Below are 19582 nucleotides of genomic sequence, written 5' to 3' on the forward strand. Positions count from 1 at the left end.
CACTCTATAAATAATTACCGATGACATCAGAAAACCAAAGCTTAAAAGTCGCTCGAGAACGTGGAAGACCCCGCGTCTTCGATATGGACGACGTTTTAGATAAAGCAATGATAGTATTCAGAAAGAAAGGTTATCACGCGTCCTCAATAGTCGACCTGGGCGAAGCCATGAGTTTAACGGCTGGCAGTATATATAAGGCGTTTACTGATAAGCGCACCCTCTTTTTGCGGGTATTTGAACGCTACATTGCCCTGCGTAATGCCGATTTACGTCAGCGGTTGCAACATTTCCCGGATGGCAGATCGCGGATTGAGGAATTACTGCAATTTTATTTAGACTCAGCGGTTGAGATTGAAGGGCGTAGAGGTTGTTTGGTTGTTGGGAGTACGGTTGAACTGCAAACGCTGGATGAAGAACTGTCAGAGTTAGTCAGGCAGGCCGTGATGCGCAATCAAAACTTTCTCGTTTCGCTTATTATTGAAGGCCAGAAGGACGGATCTATTTCCTCTCAACTGGATGCTGAAACTGCGGCAGGCATACTGCTGTGCGTAGCATTCGGCATGCGTGTGGTGGGTAAAGTTCAGGATGTGACTAATGGGAAAAAAACCATTACTATGGTGATGAAGGTTCTGGACTAATTTATTTGCCATATTAGGAAATAATCATTTCCTAATTAAATTTAATCATAGCGCTCTCCTGAACGCCTGTGATCCCTAAGAGGAATTGATATGTGCATCAATGACGCAACGAAGAGTCACAGAAAAGTTAAGGCGGAGGATGTGGCAACTCCGAAAGATATTTCAGAAGAGGAAGCCCTGGGACGCGTTGTGGGCGAAATTTTAAGCGCGGGAAAAACGCTCAGTCGCAAAACACTGTGTTTTGAATTGCTCAAAAAACTGGATGAGACTAAAGAATCATCAGTTAAAAAGCACTATTCAAATATTTTTAAAAAATTATTGTCTTGTTAGCCTATAAATGAAAATCGCATCTGTTTGATTGCTTTAAATATCTCTATTTTGAGCAATCATCTGTTTTGTGTCGCCGACATCCTGCTTGTATTCGATAAAACCCTGCGCCAATGCTTGCCGTTACGCTTATTTTTCTCGTTTCTGTATAAGAAACATCCCAATAATGGCTAAAACCAGGTATTAGGGAATAATCTGCTTTCCCCGGCGCAGAAAAAAAACAAAATCACATCCTCATCAGATAAGAATTAATTATGTGTTTAATCCATGATTAAGGCATGAGGATAATAAAAAATGAAAGACCCTATACAGCGCCGCATCCCGTCAAATTTGTCGCGAATTGAATTATCTGAACAGTGGCAAATCACTTACTGGACGCTCACTCTGCATACGACCCAGGAAAGACTTACCCGGGCGGTGCGAGAAGCAGGATCAGAGACCGAAGCGGTTCGCCGATGGCTCAATGACCATCCTCCTGTCCGACAACCCAAGTCTCTATAAGAAGACCGACTATCGCCATGACACTGACGGGATAGACGCGTAAGGACAACGTGATCGCAGTTTCGCCAACGTTATGGCTAATGAATCTACCAGGCGGCCGCTCAGTCGTTTATGTTGACCTTGTTCAGCCCATTGCCAGGAAAACAGCCGTGAGCCAACCGCCTATACGCTCCCAACGTCACAGCAACCTCCCCGCCCGAAGGATGTCAGTCAAATAACAGCATTTATTTAATATAAAGCGTGAAAATGTAATACCATTTATCGACAAAACTATTAACATATGCGCGATTAATGTTCCACTTGGTTCATTCCACGTCTTTTATACGGTCTTTCATAATGAAAATTGCTTTACTGCGACAGGCACCGTTGCTGATGCTGCCTGCATTATTCCCTTTGCAGCTGATGGCGGCGGATAATGCCAGCAATACCATGGTCGTCAGTGCCGCGCCTGCGGGCACCGGTTTGTCAGAGCTGGATACGCCCGCAGCGGTGAGTGTGGTGTCCGGTGACGATATGCGTCATGCGGCACCACGCGTCAACCTCTCGGAAAATCTCGCCAGCGTGCCGGGCATGCAGATTCAGAACCGCCAGAACTATGCTCAGGATTTACAAATTTCCGTGCGCGGATTTGGCTCGCGATCGACCTTTGGCCTGCGCGGTATCCGCCTGTATGTAGACGGCATTCCCGCCACGATGCCGGATGGTCAGGGACAAACCTCAAATATCGACATTGGTTCGATTGATCACGTTGAAGTACTGCGCGGCCCCTTCTCAGCCCTGTACGGCAACTCGTCGGGTGGTGTGATTAATGTCGAAACCCAAACCGGTCAGCAACCCACCACGCTGGAAGCCAGCACCTGGTACGGTAGCTATGGCAGCTGGCGCAACAGCGTCAAAGCCAGCGGGGCCACCGGCGATGGTACCCAGGCAGGCGATGTGAATTACACCGTGTCGGCTTCGCGCTTTACCACCCATGGCTATCGCGATCACAGCTCGGCACAGAAAAACCTCGGTAACGCCAAACTCGGGGTGCGCATTGATGATGTCAGCACCCTGACACTGCTGTTTAACAGCGTTCACGTGGATGCACAGGATCCCGGCGGTTTGACCGAGGCGCAGTGGAAAGATAACCCGCGTCAGGTTGCCAGCAACGTGACGCTCTACAACGCGCGCAAAACCGTCGACCAAACGCAGGCTGGGCTGCACTATCAGCGCCAGATGAGCGAGAACGACGATCTCAGCGTGATGATGTACGCCGGTGAGCGTGAAACCACACAGTATCAATCGATCCCCATGGCTACCCAGCAGAAAGCGGGCTATCCTGGCGGCGTGATCTCGCTGGCACGCCACTACCAGGGCATTGATACGCGCTGGACGCATCGCGATACGGTGTTCACCCTTCCTGTGACGCTGACTGCCGGCCTCGACTATGAAACCATGACCGAAAAGCGTAAAGGCTATCAGAACTTTACCACCAGCAACGGCGTGACGGATTACGGCGTACAGGGTGATATGCGCCGCAATGAACGCAACCTGATGTGGAACCTCGATCCTTATCTGCAAACAGCGTGGCAGTTCACCGATAAGTGGTCACTGGATGCTGGGGTACGTTTGAGTACGGTGAATTTCGACTCCAACGACTATTACGTCACCTCAAGCGATCCCGATGACAGCGGTAATCGCAGTTATCATCGCTGGCTGCCAGCTGCCTCACTGAAATATGCGATTGATAATAGCTGGAATGCCTATGTGTCTGCGGGCCGTGGTTTTGAAACGCCTACGCTAAATGAGTTGTCCTATCGTTCTCTGAGCCAGTCTGGGCTTAATTTAGATCTCAAACCTGCAACGAGTGACACGGTTGAATTAGGCACTAAAAAAAGAATAGGCAACGGACTTATCACTGCTGCAATATTCCAGACTGATACGTCCAACGAGATTGTTTCAGCGGGAAGTTCTGAAGGGCGTTCAATTTACAAAAATGCCGGTGAAACCCGTCGTCGCGGATTGGAGTTGGGTCTGGATCAGGAGTTTGGCTATGACTGGCACCTGAAAGCGGCGTGGACTCTGCTGGATGCGCGCTATCGTTCCAACGCCTTCGGCACGGACAGCTGTGACGGCAACCGTATTCCAGGCATCGCACGTAATATGGCCTATGCCGGATTAGCCTATGCGCCGGATCAAGGCTGGTATGCCGGCGGTGATGTGCGCTACATGAGCGACATTGCAGCGGACGATGAAAATGATGTCAAAGCACCCTCTTATACCGTATTTGGCCTGAACTCGGGTTATAAGTGGCTGGTACAGAACTGGACACTGGACTTGTTTGGTCGCGTAGATAACCTGTTCGACCGTACTTATGTGGGTTCTGTGATCGTCAATGAGAGCAACGGTCGCTATTACGAACCGGCGCCAGGGCGCAACTACAGCGTTGGCCTGACGGTGAGTTATGCGTTTCAGTAACTGATACCGCGCGCCTGTGAAAAAGCCCTGCAAGCATCTTCGGATCGCAGGGCTTTTTTTATGCCATTGAGACAATACGGGCGCGGTCAATGCAGGCCCATGGCAATGAAGATTACTTCAGCAGAGCCAGCACATCGGCCGTTGAACCCGTTTCGCCCAGACGCGGGAAGATACGCTCAACGCTGTTTTGGTGGGTATCAGCGTTCAGACAGGTCATCGCATCTGTTGCCAGCGTGACGTTGTAACCCAGCTCGTAAGCCTGACGCGCAGTGGATTCCACGCCAATGCTGGTGGCGATACCGCACACCACCACCTGAGTGATACCACGCTGCTGCAACTGATCGTGCAGATCCGTGTTGTGGAAACCACCCCAGGTCTTTTTCGTCACGGCAATTTCATCGGCCTTCAGCGCCATTTCCGGCACCAGCACAGCCCAGTCGGCTGGCAGTTCGCCACTGTGGCGTGCCTGCTCGTTACGGCCTGGTGCGCCACCGGCGACATTCACTTTCACCACCGGCAGGTTTTTGCCATGAAACGCCTTAACCAGCTGTGCACAACGCTCAACCACAACATCGGCTGACAAAGGCGCAACAGGAAGACGGACAATGCCGTGCTGCAGATCAATCACAATCAGGGCGGTTTTTGCGTCTAAGGTTGTTAAAGCCATGGGAATTCCTCTCAGGATTATTGGTCGGCGATACGTTGCAGTAAGGGGATAGCGGCCAGTAAAATTTGCTGTTCCGCACTATTGAGCGTGGTTGCCATGCTCTGGAGTAGCCAGTCATCACGCTTTGCACGATTGGCGGCGATCAGCGTCAGGCAGCTTTCCGTCGGCAGATAGCGGGTTTTACGGCCGTCCAGCGGATCGGCTTCCCCTTTCACTAATCCCTGCGCCTGCAAGCTGGCCACGGTCGCGCCCATCGACTGACTGCGCACGCCTTCTAACCCGGCCAGTTCTGTTACCGTCATCGCGCCATCGCGCACCAGATAACCCAACACAGAAACCTGTGGCCAGGTGAGATCGCCCGGTGGGGCCGATTCGCGCAGACGTCGCGCCAGTTTGCCATTCACGCTGCGTAGAGTTGCAGCCGCGCTATTCAGGTCGCTCATGGCACCTTCTCCTTACTGATGAAGCGCGAGTATATAAATACGAAGGCAAACTGTGTAGTTTACCTTCGTATCAATTTGTAATTGGCACTCACGGCCGCTTGATATAATGAATCAAACTGTGAAAACGCAGCGGTGTGCTGAGGGGATTACGATAACTGTGTGCGACATCCGCCGCAAACTGGTGCGCTTCGCCGCTTTGCAGACGACGCCAGGTTCCCTCCACACAGAGCAGCAGTTCACCTTCCAGCACCACTACCTGCTCGATGACGCCATTTTCATGCGCTGATGAATCGCTTTGCGCGCCACCGGCAAGCGTGACCTCCAGCAGATCAAAACGCAATGCCGCATCATAAGGCAGCAGCGGCTTTACCTGCATTTGCGCATTGGGTTGGCTAAACGTCGCGGCGCTACCCGGCGGTTGATCGCTGCCCTGGACAAAAAACGAGAAAGGCACATTGAAACCGGTGGCGATTTTCCACAATGTCGCCACCGTCGGGCTGGATTCACCGCGTTCGATTTGGCCCAGCATCGCTTTGCTGACACCGGTGCGATCTGCTGCCAGTGTCAGGCTCCAGCCGTTCGCCTGGCGCAATTGTTTTAACGCCTGACTCAAATGTTGATGCAGATTTTCCATGATATCTCCTGGCAAATTCGCGCGCAGTGTAGCACTTGTGCGTTATAACACACTCGTGCAATAGTGTGCGTTATAACGCACAGCAGGATGCATTTCGATGATGACCGCCACTTCGCGCAACGCTTTCTCTTTCCCTATGCTGGTTTCCGGCTTTATTGCGGTGCTGGTGGGATACAGCAGCACTGCCGCATTGATTTTCCAGGCCGCTCAGGCCGCAGGCGCCTCGCCAGAACAGATCGGCGGCTGGCTGTCGATGCTCGGCATCGGCATGGGGCTCGCCTCTTTTGGTCTTTCGGTGTGGACACGCATGCCGATTCTGGCTGCCTGGTCGACACCGGGCGCGGCACTATTAGCCACCAGCGTGCAGGGCCTGACCCTGAATGAAGTGGTGGGCGTGTTTGTGGCGACCAATGCGCTGATCGTACTGAGTGGCGTGACCGGACTGTTTGCCCGCTTGATGAACCACATCCCGCAATCTTTGGCAGCGGCGATGCTGGCGGGGATTTTACTGCGCTTCGGGATCGGCACCTTCACCGGTTTACAAGGTAACTTTGCGCTGTGTGGCAGTATGTGTCTGGTGTGGCTGTTAAGCCGACGCTGGCTGCCGCGCTATGCCATCATTCTGGCCCTGATCGCCGGCGTGCTGGTGGCGGTGGGTCAGCAGGCGATTCACTTCCCACCGCATGCGCTGACGCTGAGCGTGCCCGAATTTATCATGCCACAGTTTACGCTGGCCTCGCTGATTGGCGTGGGTTTGCCCTATTTCCTCGTCACCATGGCTTCACAAAATGCGCCGGGCATTGCGACCCTTCAGGCACATGGTTACCAACCGCCGGTTTCCGCTCTTACTGGCTGGACCGGCTTCATTGCGCTGGTCTTGTCTCCGTTTGGCGGTTTTTCGGTGTGCATTGCGGCCATTACCGCTGCCATTTGCATGGGAGACGATGTGGATGCCGATCCGAAACGACGCTGGATGGCCTCCGCGATTGCCGGGATTTTCTATCTGCTGACTGGCTTTACCGGCGCGCTGATCGCCATTCTGTTAAGTGCCTTGCCGCAGGTGCTGATCGCCACGCTGGCCGGTCTGGCGCTACTGGCCACCCTCTCCGGCAGTCTGCAACGCGCCCTCGCCGAACCCGATCACCGTGACAGCGCCATCGTCGCCTTTTTGATCACCGCCAGTGGTATCTCACTGCTGGGTATTGGTTCTGCCTTCTGGGGATTAATCGGCGGCATGATCACCCATTTGGTCCTGAGCCAACGCGCACGCGCTTAAAATTTCAGCAACTCACGCCTACACGCGGGAAAAACACCCTGTTTTTCCCCCTTTATCAGCCGTTTGATTCCCTGCATTTGGCTTAAGATCACCAGCATCGCCAATTACACACACTGTTTTGCTTCAGGCAACCACCGATAAGGGCCCTACGAGTGGCAAAAACTTTTCTGCGCAGCGGCAATCTGGATTCGGTACTGGCACTGGGTGAAAACGGCCAGCCGGTCTGGGCCTCTGCCCTGCAAATCCGTGAAACACTACGTTTGCGCCGTCAGACGGCTCTGGCAAACTGCCTCGCCATTCCCCAGGCCAATGAGCGCGGGGATCGCCTCGACTGGTATGCCCCTTTTAACGGCAAAGTAAAATCGTGGCGCGGTGCCAGCGATCATGAGCGGCAAAAAGCGCTGGAACGCCTGACGCTTAATCAGCAGGATTTACTGGCTGCAAGTTTACGCGCGCGTGACGCGGAGAATCCGGCAATGCGCCTGTTTGGTGCCTTACTGAGCAAGACGCTGCAGTTCCCGGATCAGCAGTACGTTTATCTGGTCGATGGCAAACCCGTCATCACCTTCTGGGGCTTTGTCGATCCGCAGGCGCGCTCACGCGATGACGCACTGGCCTGCCTGCGCGACAGCCTGGAAGAGGATTTACCGCCGTTGCTGCCAGAACCACCGGCCGCTGTTATCGTGGCACCGGTTATCGCGCCGTTGATTGAAGTGCCTGCCGTTGCTGCTGCACCCGTGGTGGAAGAGCCCGTCGAGATCGCCCAGCCTGAACCTGAACCTGAAGCGCCACAGCCGGTGCCTGAACCTGAACCTAAAGTCGAGCAGCCGCCTGTCCGTCGCCCTTCCGCACTGCGTCCACTGATGCTGCTGCTCCCGGTCGCTGCCGCGGCAGCAGCAGGTGTGGCATTCTGGCTGCACAGCTCACCGCCTGAAGCCGCACCGCAAGCCCAGGTTACCGATGCACCCGTGCCCGTTTTCACGCCACCGCCGGTGGTCGCGAAAGCTGAAAAACTGGCCGCGACGCTGCCGCAAAAAACGGCCACCGTCAGCGCCGCGCCGGTGCCTGCCGCGCCACCTGCCCCCCCAGAAGTGATTGCTGAACATACGGAACCGGCTAAGGCTGATGACCTGGTGATGACCACCGAAGATGCGCGTATTGGTTCCGTGAAGTTTATCAACGGCACCTGGCGCGTCATATTACGACAAACTAACCTGCCAACCGGTAAGCCACCGAGCCTGCGTTACCAGCTGCGTAACGGTAAAGGCATCGCCACCATTACGCAGGGCGATAACATCCGCTGTAAAGCCGATGTCACTGCCGCGATGACGGTAGACGGCACCATGGTGGTTCGCAGCCGCTATACTGCGACCTGCAGCGACAAATCGCGCTACCGCATGCCGGAACTGGTGTGTAAAGCCGGTGATGGTATTGCCAGTTGCACTGCGCAGTACGGCGCAGATCAGGTCTTCCCGTTGACGATTAAGCGTGAGAGTAAGTAAACATGTTGGCTCCCCTCATCGATGACAAACAAAAAATCACGCTGATTGAAGATAGCGGTGTGCAGTTTCTCGATTTTGGCTTACGTCTGCCTGCCTTGCAGGCGCGCCGCCAGTTCGTTCGTCAAACCGCTAACGGACCGCTGCTGCGGCTGAACGTGGACGGCAACAGCGGCAAATTTTTGCTCTATCCCGAAGATGGCGGTGCAGCAGAAGTGGTGCGTCCCGAGTCGGACATTGCACTGGCAGATTCGTTAACGCTGCTGGCACACCAGTGGCTGCCGCTGCCGGTGTTGCGCTGCACCAGCGGTCGCCGTTTTATCGGCGGCCCGGATAATTGGGCGCGCCTGCACCTGGCACCGCTGGCACAGCCAGATGCCGCAGGTAACACCCATCGCATTACGCTGGCGTTTGATACCCGCATCGTGCCGGAACAGGACGGCGGCGAACAGCACGGTCTGAGCAAAGCCGATGCACAAAACGGCGTGAGTTTCGCCCTTGCCTGGCACAACTATGAACTGGGTGAGTTTCTGGACCACACCTGGGTGGATGGCTGGCTGCGTGAAACCTTTACGCAGCAGGTCAACGCGCTGGAGTCTCGCCGCGAGCAGGAGCTGAATCAGGCGCTGCGTGAGTTTGAGTATCAGGCTCACTATCTCAACCTGCTGGAACTGCTGGGTGAGCAGTTGGATCTGGCCGAGATCTACATTCAGGCCACTTCGCTGCAAACCCCGGCGGTGAACGTGGACATCATCCTTGACGTCGGTAACTCGCACACCTGCGGCATTTTGGTTGAAGACCACGCCGAAGAGAGCAACGGTCTGCGCCAGACTTACGAACTGCAACTGCGCGACCTCTCTGAACCGCATCAGGTCTACAACGAGCTGTTTGACAGCCGTCTCGAATTCGCAGAAACCCGCTTTGGTAAAGCGAATTTCTCGCTGGAAAGTGGCCGCGAAAACGCCTTTATGTGGCCATCGCTGACGCGCGTGGGTCGCGAAGCCAGCCGTCTTGCGCTGCTGCGCGCAGGCACAGAAGGCAGCACCGGTCTCTCCAGCCCGCGCCGTTATCTGTGGGATGAAGCACGTTATCAGCCAGGCTGGCGCTTCAACGCCCATGGCAGCAGTGACGAGCCACAGGCAACCGCGCTGCCTTTCACCCTGCTGCTGAACGATGAAGGCCAGCCGTTGCACGCGCTGGCTGAAGACGATCGCCTGCCGGTGTTCTCTGCCAGCTACAGCCGCAGTTCGCTGATGACCTTTATGCTGTGTGAGCTACTGGCTCAGGCGATGATGCAGATGAACAGCGTGGCACAGCGCCAGCGTATGCCGCAGAGCCAGGCCCCGCGCCAGTTGCGTCATGTGATCCTCACGCTACCGTCAGCGATGCCAAAACCAGAACGGGAAATTTTCCGTCGCCGCATGCAGGAAGCCATCGCGCTGGTGTGGAAAGCTGAAGGCTGGCATCCCGCAGAAGACGATTTCAGCACGCAAAGCCAGGCGAAAAGTCTGCGCCCGGTGCCGGATGTCCAGATGGAGTGGGATGAAGCCACCTGCGGACAGATGGTGTGGCTGTTCAACGAAACCCAGGTGAACTTTGCCGGGCGTGCAGAAGATTTCTTCAGCAGCATGGCACGTCCGGATCGTCCGCGTGAAGCCGACGAAGTGCCGGGCAAAAGCCTGCGCATTGCTTCCATCGACATCGGTGGCGGCACCACCGATCTGGCGATCACCCAATATCGTCTTGATGACGGCCAGGGCAACAACGTCAAGATCACCCCGCGCCTGCTGTTCCGTGAAGGCTTTAAAGTCGCGGGCGACGATATTCTGCTGGATGTGATTCAGCTGTGGATTCTGCCTGCGCTGCAACAAAGTCTGCAAAAAGCAGGCCTGACGCTGGCCGAACCGCTGATGAACAAACTGTTCGGTCACGACAGCCGCATGGATGGGCAAGCCACGCTGCGTCAGCAAGTCACCCTGCAGCTGTTTATCCCGCTGGCGCAGGCAGTACTGGAGCGTTATGAAAACTGGGACCCGCTCGACAGCCACAGCGAAATCAATGCGCTGTTCGGTGAGCTGGTACCGCAAAAGCCTGCCAGCAGCGTGCTGGCGTTTGTAAACGGTGAAATCCAGCGCACGCTGGGCGGCGACAACCGCTTCGATCTGCTTGATGTGCCTTTGGTGGTGAGCATGGCGCAGTTGCACGGTGAATTCCTGCAGCATCGTATGGCGATCATCCCGGCCTTGCGCGCCATGTGCGAAGTGGTGTCGCTTTATCAGTGCGATGTGCTGCTGTTGACCGGCCGTCCTTCGCGCTTCCCGGGCATTCAGGCGTTGGTGCGTCACCTGCAACCGCTGCCGGGCAGCCGTATTTTGTCACTGGAAGGCTATCACACCAGCGACTGGTATCCGTTCAACAAACAAGGCCGCATTGATAACCCGAAATCCACTGCTGCCGTGGGTGCGATGCTGTGCCTGCTGGCGCTCGATCTGCGTCTCAGCAGCTTCTGGTTCCGTGCGGGTGATTTCGAACCTTACTCCACAATCCGTTATCTGGGTGTGCTGGATGAGAACGCCACGCTGAGCGATGACAACCTGTGTTACAGCGAGATTGACCTCGATAAAGGTGATTTCGCGCTGGATCGGAAAAGCAGCTTCCGCATTCGCGGTAACGTCTGTCTCGGATTCCGTCAGCTGGATAATGACCGCTGGCCAGCTTCACCCCTTTACAGTCTGAGCATCACCGATCCGCATCTGGCACGTAAAGTGGCCGGCGAAAGCATTTTGCGCATTAAGCTGGCGGTCCAGCCGGGGCCTGACAACTTTGGCCCGGAGCGTCTGGTGCTGAGCGATGCCCGTATGGATGACGGCAGCCGCGTGCCACTGGAACAACTGAGCCTGAAACTGAATACGCTGTCTGCGACGGGCAATGCCAACGCGCAGTATTGGATTGACAGCGGGAGCGTCTGCAAACGATGAGAACTGCCAAGAGAGTCACCTCTGTTACGCCCGCCAAACGTCTGAGCCTGATGCAGGAGACGCTGGATGGCGCACTGAACTGGATTGAAAACCACCACGCGCAGGCACCGCGTCTGGCGCTGGAAGCGGATACGCTGCGGCTGCAACTGCGCCGCGCGCGCGTGGAGAGTCACGCCCTGGCGCGTCAACTGGCGCGTCCGGTGACGCTGGCGCTGTTTGGCCAGTCGCAGGCGGGCAAAGCCTGGCTGTTAAGTGAGATGGTGGGCGATGCGCAGGGCCAGCTGATGGCACGTCTGGGCGATCGCGTGGTGAACTATTTCCAGAACATCAATCCCGGCAATCTCGATTTTGCTATTGCCACCCGCTTCAGCCACCAGCGTGAAACCCAGTCCAGCGCCTGGCCGCTGGAAATGACGCTGCTCAATGACGTAGAGCTGATTCGTCTGGTGCTGGCCTGTGCCAAAACCGAAGCGCAGCCGGATAGTGCGGTGATCGATGCCGCGCTGCAACGTTTGCAGCGCCATCGTCAGGACGAGCTGCAGCCGGGCCTTGACAGCGATGCGTTGATCACACTGTGGGCGTGGAGCCGCCGCCAGCATCGTCACGCCGAGGTACTGGATCGCCACTTCTGGCCGCAGGCGGTGGAACTCGCCCCGTGGTTGAACGTCGATGATCGCATTCAGCTGTTTGCGCTACTGTGGCCAAACCAGGTGGCGCTCAACGAACAGCTGCGCAATCTGATGCATCTGCGTCACCAGTTGCGCCAGGCACCACGCCTGCTCGCCCCCCTCAGCCTGCTGACCGATGACGCCTCGCTGCCGGCGGAGAAACTGATTAGCCACGATGCAGACTGGCAGGAAATGATTGAAGTCTGCCCGATCGTCGCCAATCGTGTCGGCAAACCGCAACAAGTGCCGCTGGGCTTACTGGCGCTGCTGACGCTGGAAATCACCGTTCCATTGAGTTCGACACCGCGTCAGGCGCTGTATGATGAAGCCGATATGCTGGAACTGCCTGCGCCCGGCCAGCCTGCTGATTCGGGCCAGCAAGAGGATTTAGCGCAACTGCGCAAGCGCGATGCTTTGCGCGCTGCGCTGCTGGAGCAGAAACGCGCGCTGCTGCCGGGTCTGTATGCCGCACGTCAGGGCATCGACCTGATGTTAATTTGTACTGCCGCCAGCCAGCGTCAGGATACCGAGCTTGCCGCTAACGCCCTGCGTGAATGGCATATCCACCAAACTGTGGCCGCCAGCGGGGAAAAACCCCGCCTGATTTGGGCGATTACCCCGCACGATGCGCGTTACCAGCAGCATCAGATTAATGTGGATGAAGCCGTACAGCGTCAGATCGGGCAACCAGGACAGAGCTGGGGTTCCATGCTGGCACTCGATCGTGCAGGTGTCGATCGCATGGGCAGCTGGTTGCAGGACGAAATGCAGCCAGAAGCACGTCGTGATCGTCTGGCCCAGCAATTAAGCACTTTGCAGCAAAAGCTGGTGGAGCGTTTGCAACCGTGGACCGAATCCACTGCCACGCCAGAACAAGCAGCACGCAAGCAGGCGATTTCCGATACCTTGCTGAAGTGCCTGCAACATCGCACTGGCCTGCACGGCGAACTGCTGGAGCGCTTGCAGCCTTCGCGCGAAGCAGTGCGCCAGCTGTGGCTGAGCCAGAGCAGCGGCAATGTCGTGCAGCACAGCGCGAAAACCGCTGCGGCTGAGCAGAGCTATTTTGGTATTGGCTTTGAGTTTGACCTGTTTAAAGATGAACCGGTGGCCCCTGCGGAACCGCGTAACGGCAGCGGCCAGCGCGATCAGCAATTTCCGCAGCAGGTGTTTGCGCTGTGGCTTGAGCACCTACGTCAGTTGCCGGAGAGCCGGAGTTTACTCACGCTGCTGAACGTGGATAAACCGACCATGGAATTGCTGGTGGAAGAGCTGATTACCGCCAGCTTCCGCCTGAAGGTATTAAGCAAGCTGCAGAGCGCGCTTAACGAACCGGATGCTCAGGCCAGTGCGCATGAAGCGCGGACCGATCGCCAGGTTTCCCGTGCGATGACGGTGCTGGGGGATTTTGTGGCCTGGTTAGGCTTCCTGCAGCGCCCGGAGAGTGAACGGCCTGAGAGTCGTGTTAATCGCGGACAAACCATCTTCGCACGTCCACCTGCGCCAAGCGTGAGCTTCTCGCCTGGCCAGCGTTTAACGCGTTTGTCAGCCGCACCCGCTAATCATACCGCGTATTATATTTATGACTGGCTGGTGGGATTAAATTCGGTGATCGTGGAAAACAACGGCTATACCGGCGGCAGCGATCTGCCCGCCAATGCCCGTCAGATGCTGGCGATTCTGCTGCTGCCACTGCACGCGTAATCAGTCATGAATCAGGCGCAGCTCGCCTCGCAGCTGCTGCGCCGCTTCTTCCATCAGCGCCAGCACCGGTGCAAACTCCGCCTCGCTCGCCTGTGCAATATGATGCAAATGCAGTTCAGCCGGCAGCGCAATCCCGCCCGTCAGCCAATCCCACAGTGCATCCAGATTACAGCCAAACTCTCCGCTGCAGCCGCTTTGGGCCACAAACTCGCGGTAGAACGCCTGCCGGCTGGCCAATTGCTGGAAATCAAAAGAGAGCGTCAACATGGTTAGTTCACCTGTTTGAAGCTGCGATAGTGATCGGTGGTCAGAAAGATCAGTCCATCTGAAGAGTAAAGCAGACGATCGGCGTCGCGGTGGCCGCAATCGTAATTCACATCAGCCTCATACCATTGCCGCCCCGCTTGCATTGGCAGGCGTTGCTCACGATTGCTAAAACGATCGCCACCAATGGCTCGACCCGGCAACACCGTGCACAAGTCGCCTTTGCTGGGGTTCCAGCCCTGACGGCGTGCTTCACTTTTGGTGAGATAAAGATCCGGCAACTGATGATTTTGCTGTAACCACTGCGCCACGGTGTGGGCTTCGGTGAGTTTGGCAATATCTGTGCCGTGTGTGGCGGTTTTACCGGTTAAATGCGGCTTAAGCCCGGCCCAGGTGGCGGCCAGCGCGAGAATGAGTCCAATCCAGAGTTTCTTTGACATAGTGACATCCCGAAGTGCAGGACGCCGATAATAGCAGGATTATCGTGAAGAAGAACGCGGGCCAGCATAGCTGGCCCTGGCGGAGGTGTTACTGCATCGCACTCGCTGATGGCACGGCATGTCGACGCCATGCGCCTGGCGCCACGCCATACTGACGTTTGAAGCTGCGATTGAACGACTGCTGCGAATCAAACCCCAGTGAAATCGCCACATTAAGGATCGGTTCGTTGGTGGTCGTTAAACGGTCCGCCGATTTTTTCAGTTTCTTATTACGAATGTACTCACCCAGCGGGTAGCCGGTGTGCTCTTTGAACATACGTTGCAGGTGCCATTTCGAATAACCGGCGCGCCCTGCTACGGTGTCCAGATCCAGACGTGCTTCAATGTTGTTATCAATCCAGTCGATCAGATCGTGAATAAATGCGTCGCTCATCATCCCATTTTCTCCCGTCGCCTTAACGAACAGTATCAGTATCAGTTGCAATTACACTTTAAGGGTGACTGACTATGACATTTAATGCAAGTTTTATTATTGCATTAAATGCCGCACTCGCCGTAGGGGCTTTCCCCCTCTGAAACGAATTGATCAAAACAGCACATAAAGTGTATCAGATATTCTTGCAGATGCAGTTTGCAGCAGCCTACACTCATCGCGTTTTAATGCAATCTTAAAAGTTGCAGATTTTTCGTACATGTCCTTTCTTTTTTCACACCAACGCGGAATAACAACAATGCATCTGCAAACATATGGGGTTCGTCGGGCAGTAAGCCTGTCAGGAGTGATGTTGCTGGGAAGCCTGCTGGCCGCTTGCGATCGGGGTGTGGCGCAAAACGCCCCGCCACCGCCGCCCGAAGTGAGTGTCGCGCAGGTGGTCGAACAAAAAGTCAGTCAATGGGATAGCTTCAATGGTCGCTTTGAAGCGGTGCAAAGTGTGCAACTGCGCCCCCGCGTTTCCGGCTATATCGATCAGGTTAACTATCGCGAAGGCGATGACGTGAAAAAGGGTCAGGTGCTGTTTACCATTGATGACCGCACCTATCGCGCGACGTTAGAGCAGGCACAAGCTGAACTCGCCACCGCGCGCAGTCAGGCCTCGCTGGCACGCAGTGAGTCGGCGCGCACCGATAAACTGATTGGCACCAATGTGGTGTCACGCGAAGAGTGGGAGCAGCGTCGATCGGCGGCAAACCAGGCGCAAGCTAATGTGCTTTCCGCGCAGGCCGCCGTTGATATGGCGCAGCTGAATCTCGATTTTACCCGCGTCACTGCCCCGATTGATGGCCGTGCCAGCCGCGCGATGATCACCACCGGTAACCTGGTGACAGCCGGTGACAGTGCCAGCGTGCTGACCACGCTGGTGTCGCAGGATCGAATGTACGTCTATTTCGACGTCGATGAAGCCACCTATCTGCAGTATCAGGCGATGGCACGTCAGGGACAAAATCGCGGTTCGCTGCCGGTGGAAATCGCGCTGACCGGCGAGCAAGGTTATCCGCATCGTGGCACCGTTGACTTCCTCGACAACCAACTGACCGCCAGCACTGGCACCATTCGCATGCGCGCCACGCTGGATAATCATGAACGTCAGTTCACCCCAGGTCTGTTTGCCCGCGTGCGTTTACCCGGCAGCGCCGCGTTTAACGCGCTGTTGATCGACGATAAAGCAGTGTTGACCGATCAGGATCGTAAATACGTGTATGTGGTCGATGCGCAGGGTAAAGCCGAGCGTCGCGATATTCAGGCTGGCGAGTTGGCTGATGGCCTGCGCATTGTGCAATCCGGTTTGAAGCCGGGTGACAAAGTGATCGTCAATGGCCTGCAGAAAGTCTTCATGCCTGGCATGCCGGTGAAAGCTCAGCCGGTGGCAATGCGCTCCGCTCAATAATAATCGAGACTGCCTGTTATGGATTTCTCCCGCTTTTTTATCGACCGACCGATCTTTGCGGCGGTACTGTCGATTTTGATATTTACCACCGGACTGATCGCCATCCCGCTGCTGCCGATCAGTGAATATCCCAATGTGGTGCCACCCAGCGTGCAGGTGCGCGCGGAATATCCTGGTGCCAACCCCAAAGTGATTGCTGATTCCGTGGCGACGCCACTGGAAGAGGCGATCAACGGGGTCGAAAACATGATGTACATGAAGTCGGTGGCCGGTTCTGATGGCGTGCTGGTCACCACCGTGACCTTCCGTCCGGGTACCGATCCCGATCAGGCTCAGGTTCAGGTTCAGAACCGTGTGGCGCAGGCAGAAGCGCGCTTGCCGGAGGAAGTGCGTCAATTGGGTTTGACCACGCAGAAGATGTCACCGACGCTGACGCTGGTGGTGCACATGTTCTCGCCGAAGGGCAAGTATGACTCACTCTATCTGCGCAACTACGCCACGCTGAAGGTGAAAGATGAGCTGGCGCGCCTGCCGGGCGTTGGTCAGATTCAGATCTTCGGTGCCGGTGAGTACGCGATGCGTGTATGGCTTGATCCCAACAAGGTGGCGGCGCGTGGTATGACCGCTTCGGATGTGGTCAGCGCCATGCAGGAGCAGAACGTGCAAGTGTCTGCCGGTCAGTTAGGCGCTGAGCCAACCAAAAAGGCCAGTGACTTCCTGTTGTCGATCAACACCCAGGGCCGTCTGGAGAGCGAAGAACAGTTTGGCAATATTATCCTGAAAACTGCCGATGACGGCTCGCTGGTGCGCCTGCGTGACGTGGCGCGTATTGAGATGGGTTCAGGTAGTTACGCCCTGCGATCGCAGCTGAATAACAAGGATGCGGTCGGTATCGGTATCTTCCAGGCCCCGGGCGCCAATGCCATCGACCTGTCGAATGCTGTGCGTGACAAGATGGCCGAACTGGCCACTCGTTTCCCGGATGATGTGCAGTGGGCGGCACCGTACGATCCAACCGTGTTCGTGCGTGACTCGATTCGTGCCGTGGTGCAAACGCTGTTTGAAGCGATTGTACTGGTCGTGCTGGTGGTGATCCTGTTCCTGCAAACCTGGCGCGCATCGATCATTCCGTTGCTGGCCGTGCCGGTTTCGGTGGTGGGGACGTTCAGTGTGCTTTACCTGCTGGGCTTCTCGCTCAACACCCTCAGTTTGTTCGGGTTGGTGTTGGCGATAGGGATCGTGGTGGATGACGCCATTGTGGTAGTGGAGAACGTCGAACGTAATATCGCGATGGGACTCTCACCGACAGCGGCTGCGCATCAGGCGATGCGCGAAGTGTCGGGGCCGATTATCGCGATTGCGCTAGTGCTGTGTGCGGTATTCGTGCCGATGGCGTTCCTGTCCGGTGTGACCGGTCAGTTCTACAAACAGTTTGCGGTGACGATTGCCATCTCCACGGTGATCTCCGCCATTAACTCACTGACGCTCTCTCCGGCGCTGGCGGCCAAGCTACTGAAGTCGCATGATGCACCGAAAGATATGCCGACGCGTCTGATTGATCGCTTGCTCGGCTGGATTTTCCGTCCGTTCAACCGCTTCTTCCAGCGCAGTTCGGATGGCTACGAGTCGATGGTCGGCAAAACCCTGCGTCGTCGCGGTGCGGTATTTGGCGTTTACGTGATACTGCTGGCGGGCGCGGGCTTTATGTTCCATACCGTGCCGGGCGGCTTTATTCCGACGCAGGATAAGCTGTATCTGATTGGCGGCGTAAAAATGCCGGAAGGTTCGTCACTGGCACGTACCGATGAAGTGATTCGCAAGATGAGCGAAATCGGGATGAACACCGAAGGCGTGGCCTACTCTGTCGCCTTCCCCGGTTTGAATGCCTTGCAGTTCACCAATACGCCGAACACCGGGACCGTATTCTTCGGTCTGAAGCCGTTTAATGAACGTACCCGTACGGCTGCGGAGATTAACGCTGAAATCAACGCGAAAATCTCCAAAATCCAGCAAGGCTTTGGTTTCTCGATTATGCCACCGCCGATTCTGGGGCTGGGTCAGGGTTCGGGTTACTCGCTGTATGTGCAGGATCGTGCGGGCTTAGGTTACGGTGCGTTGCAAACCGCCATTAATACCCTTTCCGGTGCGGTGATGCAGACGCCAGGCATGATGTTCCCGATCTCCTCGTATCAAGCCAACGTGCCACAACTGGATGTGCAGGTTGATCGTGATAAAGCCAAAGCGCAAGGCGTGTCGTTGACTGACCTGTTCAGTACCTTGCAGGTGTATCTCGGCTCCTCTTACGTCAACGACTTCAACAAGTTTGGTCGTACCTGGCGTGTGATGGCGCAGGCGGACGGTGATTTCCGTAGCAGCGTGCAGGATATTGCCAATCTGCGTACCCGTAACAATCAGGGCGAGATGGTGCCAATCGGCAGTATGGTCAACATCACCACCACTTACGGCCCCGATCCGGTGATTCGCTACAACGGCTATCCGGCGGCGGACCTGATTGGTGATGCCGATCCACGCGTGCTCTCTTCGGCACAGGCGATGGAAAAGCTGGAGGCGATGTCGAGCCAGGTACTGCCAAACGGCATGAATATTGAGTGGACCGACCTGAGCTACCAGCAGGCGACGCAAGGCAATACCGCGTTTATCGTCTTCCCGGTTGCGGTACTGCTGGCGTTCCTGGTGCTGGCGGCGCTGTATGAGAGCTGGACGCTGCCGCTGGCGGTGATCCTGATTGTGCCGGTCACCATGCTGTCCGCGCTGGTCGGTGTGTGGCTCACCGGCGGCGATAACAACGTGTTTGTGCAGGTAGGTCTGGTGGTACTGATGGGACTGGCGTGTAAGAACGCGATTCTGATCGTCGAGTTTGCACGCGAGCTGGAGATGCAGGGCAAAGGGATTGTCGAATCGGCGCTGGAAGCCTGTCGCCTGCGTCTGCGCCCGATCGTGATGACTTCCATCGCCTTCATCGCCGGTACCATTCCGCTGATTTTGGGTGAAGGTGCCGGTGCGGAAGTGCGCGGTGTTACCGGGATTACGGTGTTCTCAGGCATGTTGGGCGTGACGCTGTTTGGTTTGTTCCTGACGCCAGTGTTCTATGTGACGTTGCGTAAGCTGGTCACGCGTAAACAGCCAGATGCGGAAGTGCAGACGGTGTAAATCGGTTTACAGTCAATTGAGTGAGGCGG

At 56.0% G+C, this 19582-nt stretch carries 16 protein-coding genes; 10 read left to right on the forward strand and 6 right to left on the reverse strand.

The features are described 5' to 3' along the window. Positions 1 to 20 precede the first annotated feature (20 nt). From LH22_RS13010 to pqqU, 4 genes are all read left to right on the forward strand, one after another. Positions 21 to 638, forward strand: coding sequence for a TetR/AcrR family transcriptional regulator (locus LH22_RS13010; RefSeq protein WP_038647161.1), 618 nt, complete (start codon positions 21 to 23; stop codon positions 636 to 638). A 90-nt stretch (positions 639 to 728) separates the two neighbouring features. Continuing rightward, on the forward strand, positions 729 to 968 hold the full coding sequence (locus LH22_RS13015; RefSeq protein ID WP_038647163.1) for a biofilm development regulator YmgB/AriR family protein: 240 nt from the start codon (positions 729 to 731) through the stop codon (positions 966 to 968). 291 nt (positions 969 to 1259) lie between these two features. Further along, positions 1260 to 1466 carry a DUF3606 domain-containing protein gene (locus LH22_RS20270; protein WP_071845617.1) on the forward strand — a complete coding sequence of 69 codons (207 nt, stop codon included), beginning with the start codon at positions 1260 to 1262 and terminating at the stop codon, positions 1464 to 1466. Positions 1467 to 1802: 336 nt separating this feature from the next. Next, positions 1803 to 3926 carry a TonB-dependent receptor PqqU gene (gene pqqU, locus LH22_RS13020; RefSeq protein WP_205624977.1) on the forward strand — a complete coding sequence of 708 codons (2124 nt, stop codon included), beginning with the start codon at positions 1803 to 1805 and terminating at the stop codon, positions 3924 to 3926. 112 nt (positions 3927 to 4038) lie between these two features. Here pqqU and LH22_RS13025 read toward each other — a convergent pair whose 3' ends face one another. From LH22_RS13025 to LH22_RS13035, 3 genes are all read right to left on the reverse strand, one after another. Next, positions 4039 to 4593: an isochorismatase family protein gene (locus LH22_RS13025; RefSeq protein WP_038647165.1), complete on the reverse strand. Its 555-nt coding sequence runs from the start codon at positions 4591 to 4593 to the stop codon at positions 4039 to 4041. A gap of 17 nt (positions 4594 to 4610) precedes the next feature. Next, positions 4611 to 5036 (reverse strand): MarR family winged helix-turn-helix transcriptional regulator, encoded by a 426-nt coding sequence (locus LH22_RS13030; protein ID WP_038647167.1) that lies wholly within the window; start codon positions 5034 to 5036, stop codon positions 4611 to 4613. A gap of 88 nt (positions 5037 to 5124) precedes the next feature. After that, positions 5125 to 5670, reverse strand: coding sequence for a helix-turn-helix domain-containing protein (locus LH22_RS13035; RefSeq protein WP_038647169.1), 546 nt, complete (start codon positions 5668 to 5670; stop codon positions 5125 to 5127). A gap of 97 nt (positions 5671 to 5767) precedes the next feature. Between LH22_RS13035 and LH22_RS13040 the strand changes: the two genes are divergently transcribed. From LH22_RS13040 to LH22_RS13055, 4 genes are all read left to right on the forward strand, one after another. After that, a complete protein-coding gene (locus LH22_RS13040; RefSeq protein WP_081946733.1) occupies positions 5768 to 6946 on the forward strand; it encodes a benzoate/H(+) symporter BenE family transporter in 1179 nt (392 codons plus the stop codon). A 152-nt stretch (positions 6947 to 7098) separates the two neighbouring features. Further along, positions 7099 to 8448 carry an SrfA family protein gene (locus LH22_RS13045; protein WP_038647171.1) on the forward strand — a complete coding sequence of 450 codons (1350 nt, stop codon included), beginning with the start codon at positions 7099 to 7101 and terminating at the stop codon, positions 8446 to 8448. Between the two features lie 2 nt (positions 8449 to 8450). Then, positions 8451 to 11423: a virulence factor SrfB gene (locus LH22_RS13050; RefSeq protein WP_038647174.1), complete on the forward strand. Its 2973-nt coding sequence runs from the start codon at positions 8451 to 8453 to the stop codon at positions 11421 to 11423. Then, complete coding sequence (locus LH22_RS13055; RefSeq protein ID WP_038647175.1) at positions 11420 to 13792, forward strand: virulence factor SrfC family protein; 2373 nt, start codon at positions 11420 to 11422, stop codon at positions 13790 to 13792. Before LH22_RS13050 ends, LH22_RS13055 begins: the two co-directional genes overlap by 4 nt. On the opposite strand, the gene LH22_RS13060 is transcribed toward LH22_RS13055, so the two are convergent. From LH22_RS13060 to LH22_RS13070, 3 genes are all read right to left on the reverse strand, one after another. Next, positions 13793 to 14059 carry a barstar family protein gene (locus tag LH22_RS13060; RefSeq protein ID WP_038647177.1) on the reverse strand — a complete coding sequence of 89 codons (267 nt, stop codon included), beginning with the start codon at positions 14057 to 14059 and terminating at the stop codon, positions 13793 to 13795. It lies immediately after the preceding gene. A 2-nt stretch (positions 14060 to 14061) separates the two neighbouring features. Next, the gene (locus LH22_RS13065; RefSeq protein WP_038647179.1) at positions 14062 to 14496 is read right to left on the reverse strand and encodes a ribonuclease domain-containing protein; all 435 of its coding nucleotides are present in this window, start codon (positions 14494 to 14496) and stop codon (positions 14062 to 14064) included. Positions 14497 to 14584: 88 nt separating this feature from the next. Next, positions 14585 to 14932 carry a helix-turn-helix domain-containing protein gene (locus LH22_RS13070; protein ID WP_038647181.1) on the reverse strand — a complete coding sequence of 116 codons (348 nt, stop codon included), beginning with the start codon at positions 14930 to 14932 and terminating at the stop codon, positions 14585 to 14587. Positions 14933 to 15227: 295 nt separating this feature from the next. Between LH22_RS13070 and LH22_RS13075 the strand changes: the two genes are divergently transcribed. Together LH22_RS13075 and oqxB are read left to right on the forward strand one after the other, a co-directional pair. Then, the gene (locus LH22_RS13075) at positions 15228 to 16382 is read left to right on the forward strand and encodes an efflux RND transporter periplasmic adaptor subunit (RefSeq protein WP_038647183.1); all 1155 of its coding nucleotides are present in this window, start codon (positions 15228 to 15230) and stop codon (positions 16380 to 16382) included. Between the two features lie 18 nt (positions 16383 to 16400). After that, positions 16401 to 19553 (forward strand): multidrug efflux RND transporter permease subunit OqxB, encoded by a 3153-nt coding sequence (gene oqxB / locus LH22_RS13080; RefSeq protein WP_038647184.1) that lies wholly within the window; start codon positions 16401 to 16403, stop codon positions 19551 to 19553. The last annotated feature ends 29 nt before the right edge of the window (positions 19554 to 19582 follow it).

The organism is Pantoea rwandensis (assembly GCF_000759475.1).
Classification (GTDB): Bacteria; Pseudomonadota; Gammaproteobacteria; order Enterobacterales; family Enterobacteriaceae; genus Pantoea; species Pantoea rwandensis_B.

What these genes read in the sequence shown, in the direction of transcription:
- LH22_RS13065 (WP_038647179.1), bottom strand. Translation starts at nt 14,496, where the DNA reads ATGTCAAAGAAACTCTGGATTGGACTCATTCTCGCGCTGGCCGCCACC.
- LH22_RS13070 (WP_038647181.1), bottom strand. Translation starts at nt 14,932, where the DNA reads ATGATGAGCGACGCATTTATTCACGATCTGATCGACTGGATTGATAAC.
- LH22_RS13015 (WP_038647163.1), top strand. Translation starts at nt 729, where the DNA reads ATGTGCATCAATGACGCAACGAAGAGTCACAGAAAAGTTAAGGCGGAG.
- LH22_RS13035 (WP_038647169.1), bottom strand. Translation starts at nt 5,670, where the DNA reads ATGGAAAATCTGCATCAACATTTGAGTCAGGCGTTAAAACAATTGCGC.
- LH22_RS13010 (WP_038647161.1), top strand. Translation starts at nt 21, where the DNA reads ATGACATCAGAAAACCAAAGCTTAAAAGTCGCTCGAGAACGTGGAAGA.
- LH22_RS20270 (WP_071845617.1), top strand. Translation starts at nt 1,260, where the DNA reads ATGAAAGACCCTATACAGCGCCGCATCCCGTCAAATTTGTCGCGAATT.
- oqxB (WP_038647184.1), top strand. Translation starts at nt 16,401, where the DNA reads ATGGATTTCTCCCGCTTTTTTATCGACCGACCGATCTTTGCGGCGGTA.
- LH22_RS13025 (WP_038647165.1), bottom strand. Translation starts at nt 4,593, where the DNA reads ATGGCTTTAACAACCTTAGACGCAAAAACCGCCCTGATTGTGATTGAT.
- LH22_RS13040 (WP_081946733.1), top strand. Translation starts at nt 5,768, where the DNA reads ATGATGACCGCCACTTCGCGCAACGCTTTCTCTTTCCCTATGCTGGTT.
- pqqU (WP_205624977.1), top strand. Translation starts at nt 1,803, where the DNA reads ATGAAAATTGCTTTACTGCGACAGGCACCGTTGCTGATGCTGCCTGCA.
- LH22_RS13055 (WP_038647175.1), top strand. Translation starts at nt 11,420, where the DNA reads ATGAGAACTGCCAAGAGAGTCACCTCTGTTACGCCCGCCAAACGTCTG.
- LH22_RS13030 (WP_038647167.1), bottom strand. Translation starts at nt 5,036, where the DNA reads ATGAGCGACCTGAATAGCGCGGCTGCAACTCTACGCAGCGTGAATGGC.
- LH22_RS13050 (WP_038647174.1), top strand. Translation starts at nt 8,451, where the DNA reads ATGTTGGCTCCCCTCATCGATGACAAACAAAAAATCACGCTGATTGAA.
- LH22_RS13075 (WP_038647183.1), top strand. Translation starts at nt 15,228, where the DNA reads ATGCATCTGCAAACATATGGGGTTCGTCGGGCAGTAAGCCTGTCAGGA.
- LH22_RS13060 (WP_038647177.1), bottom strand. Translation starts at nt 14,059, where the DNA reads ATGTTGACGCTCTCTTTTGATTTCCAGCAATTGGCCAGCCGGCAGGCG.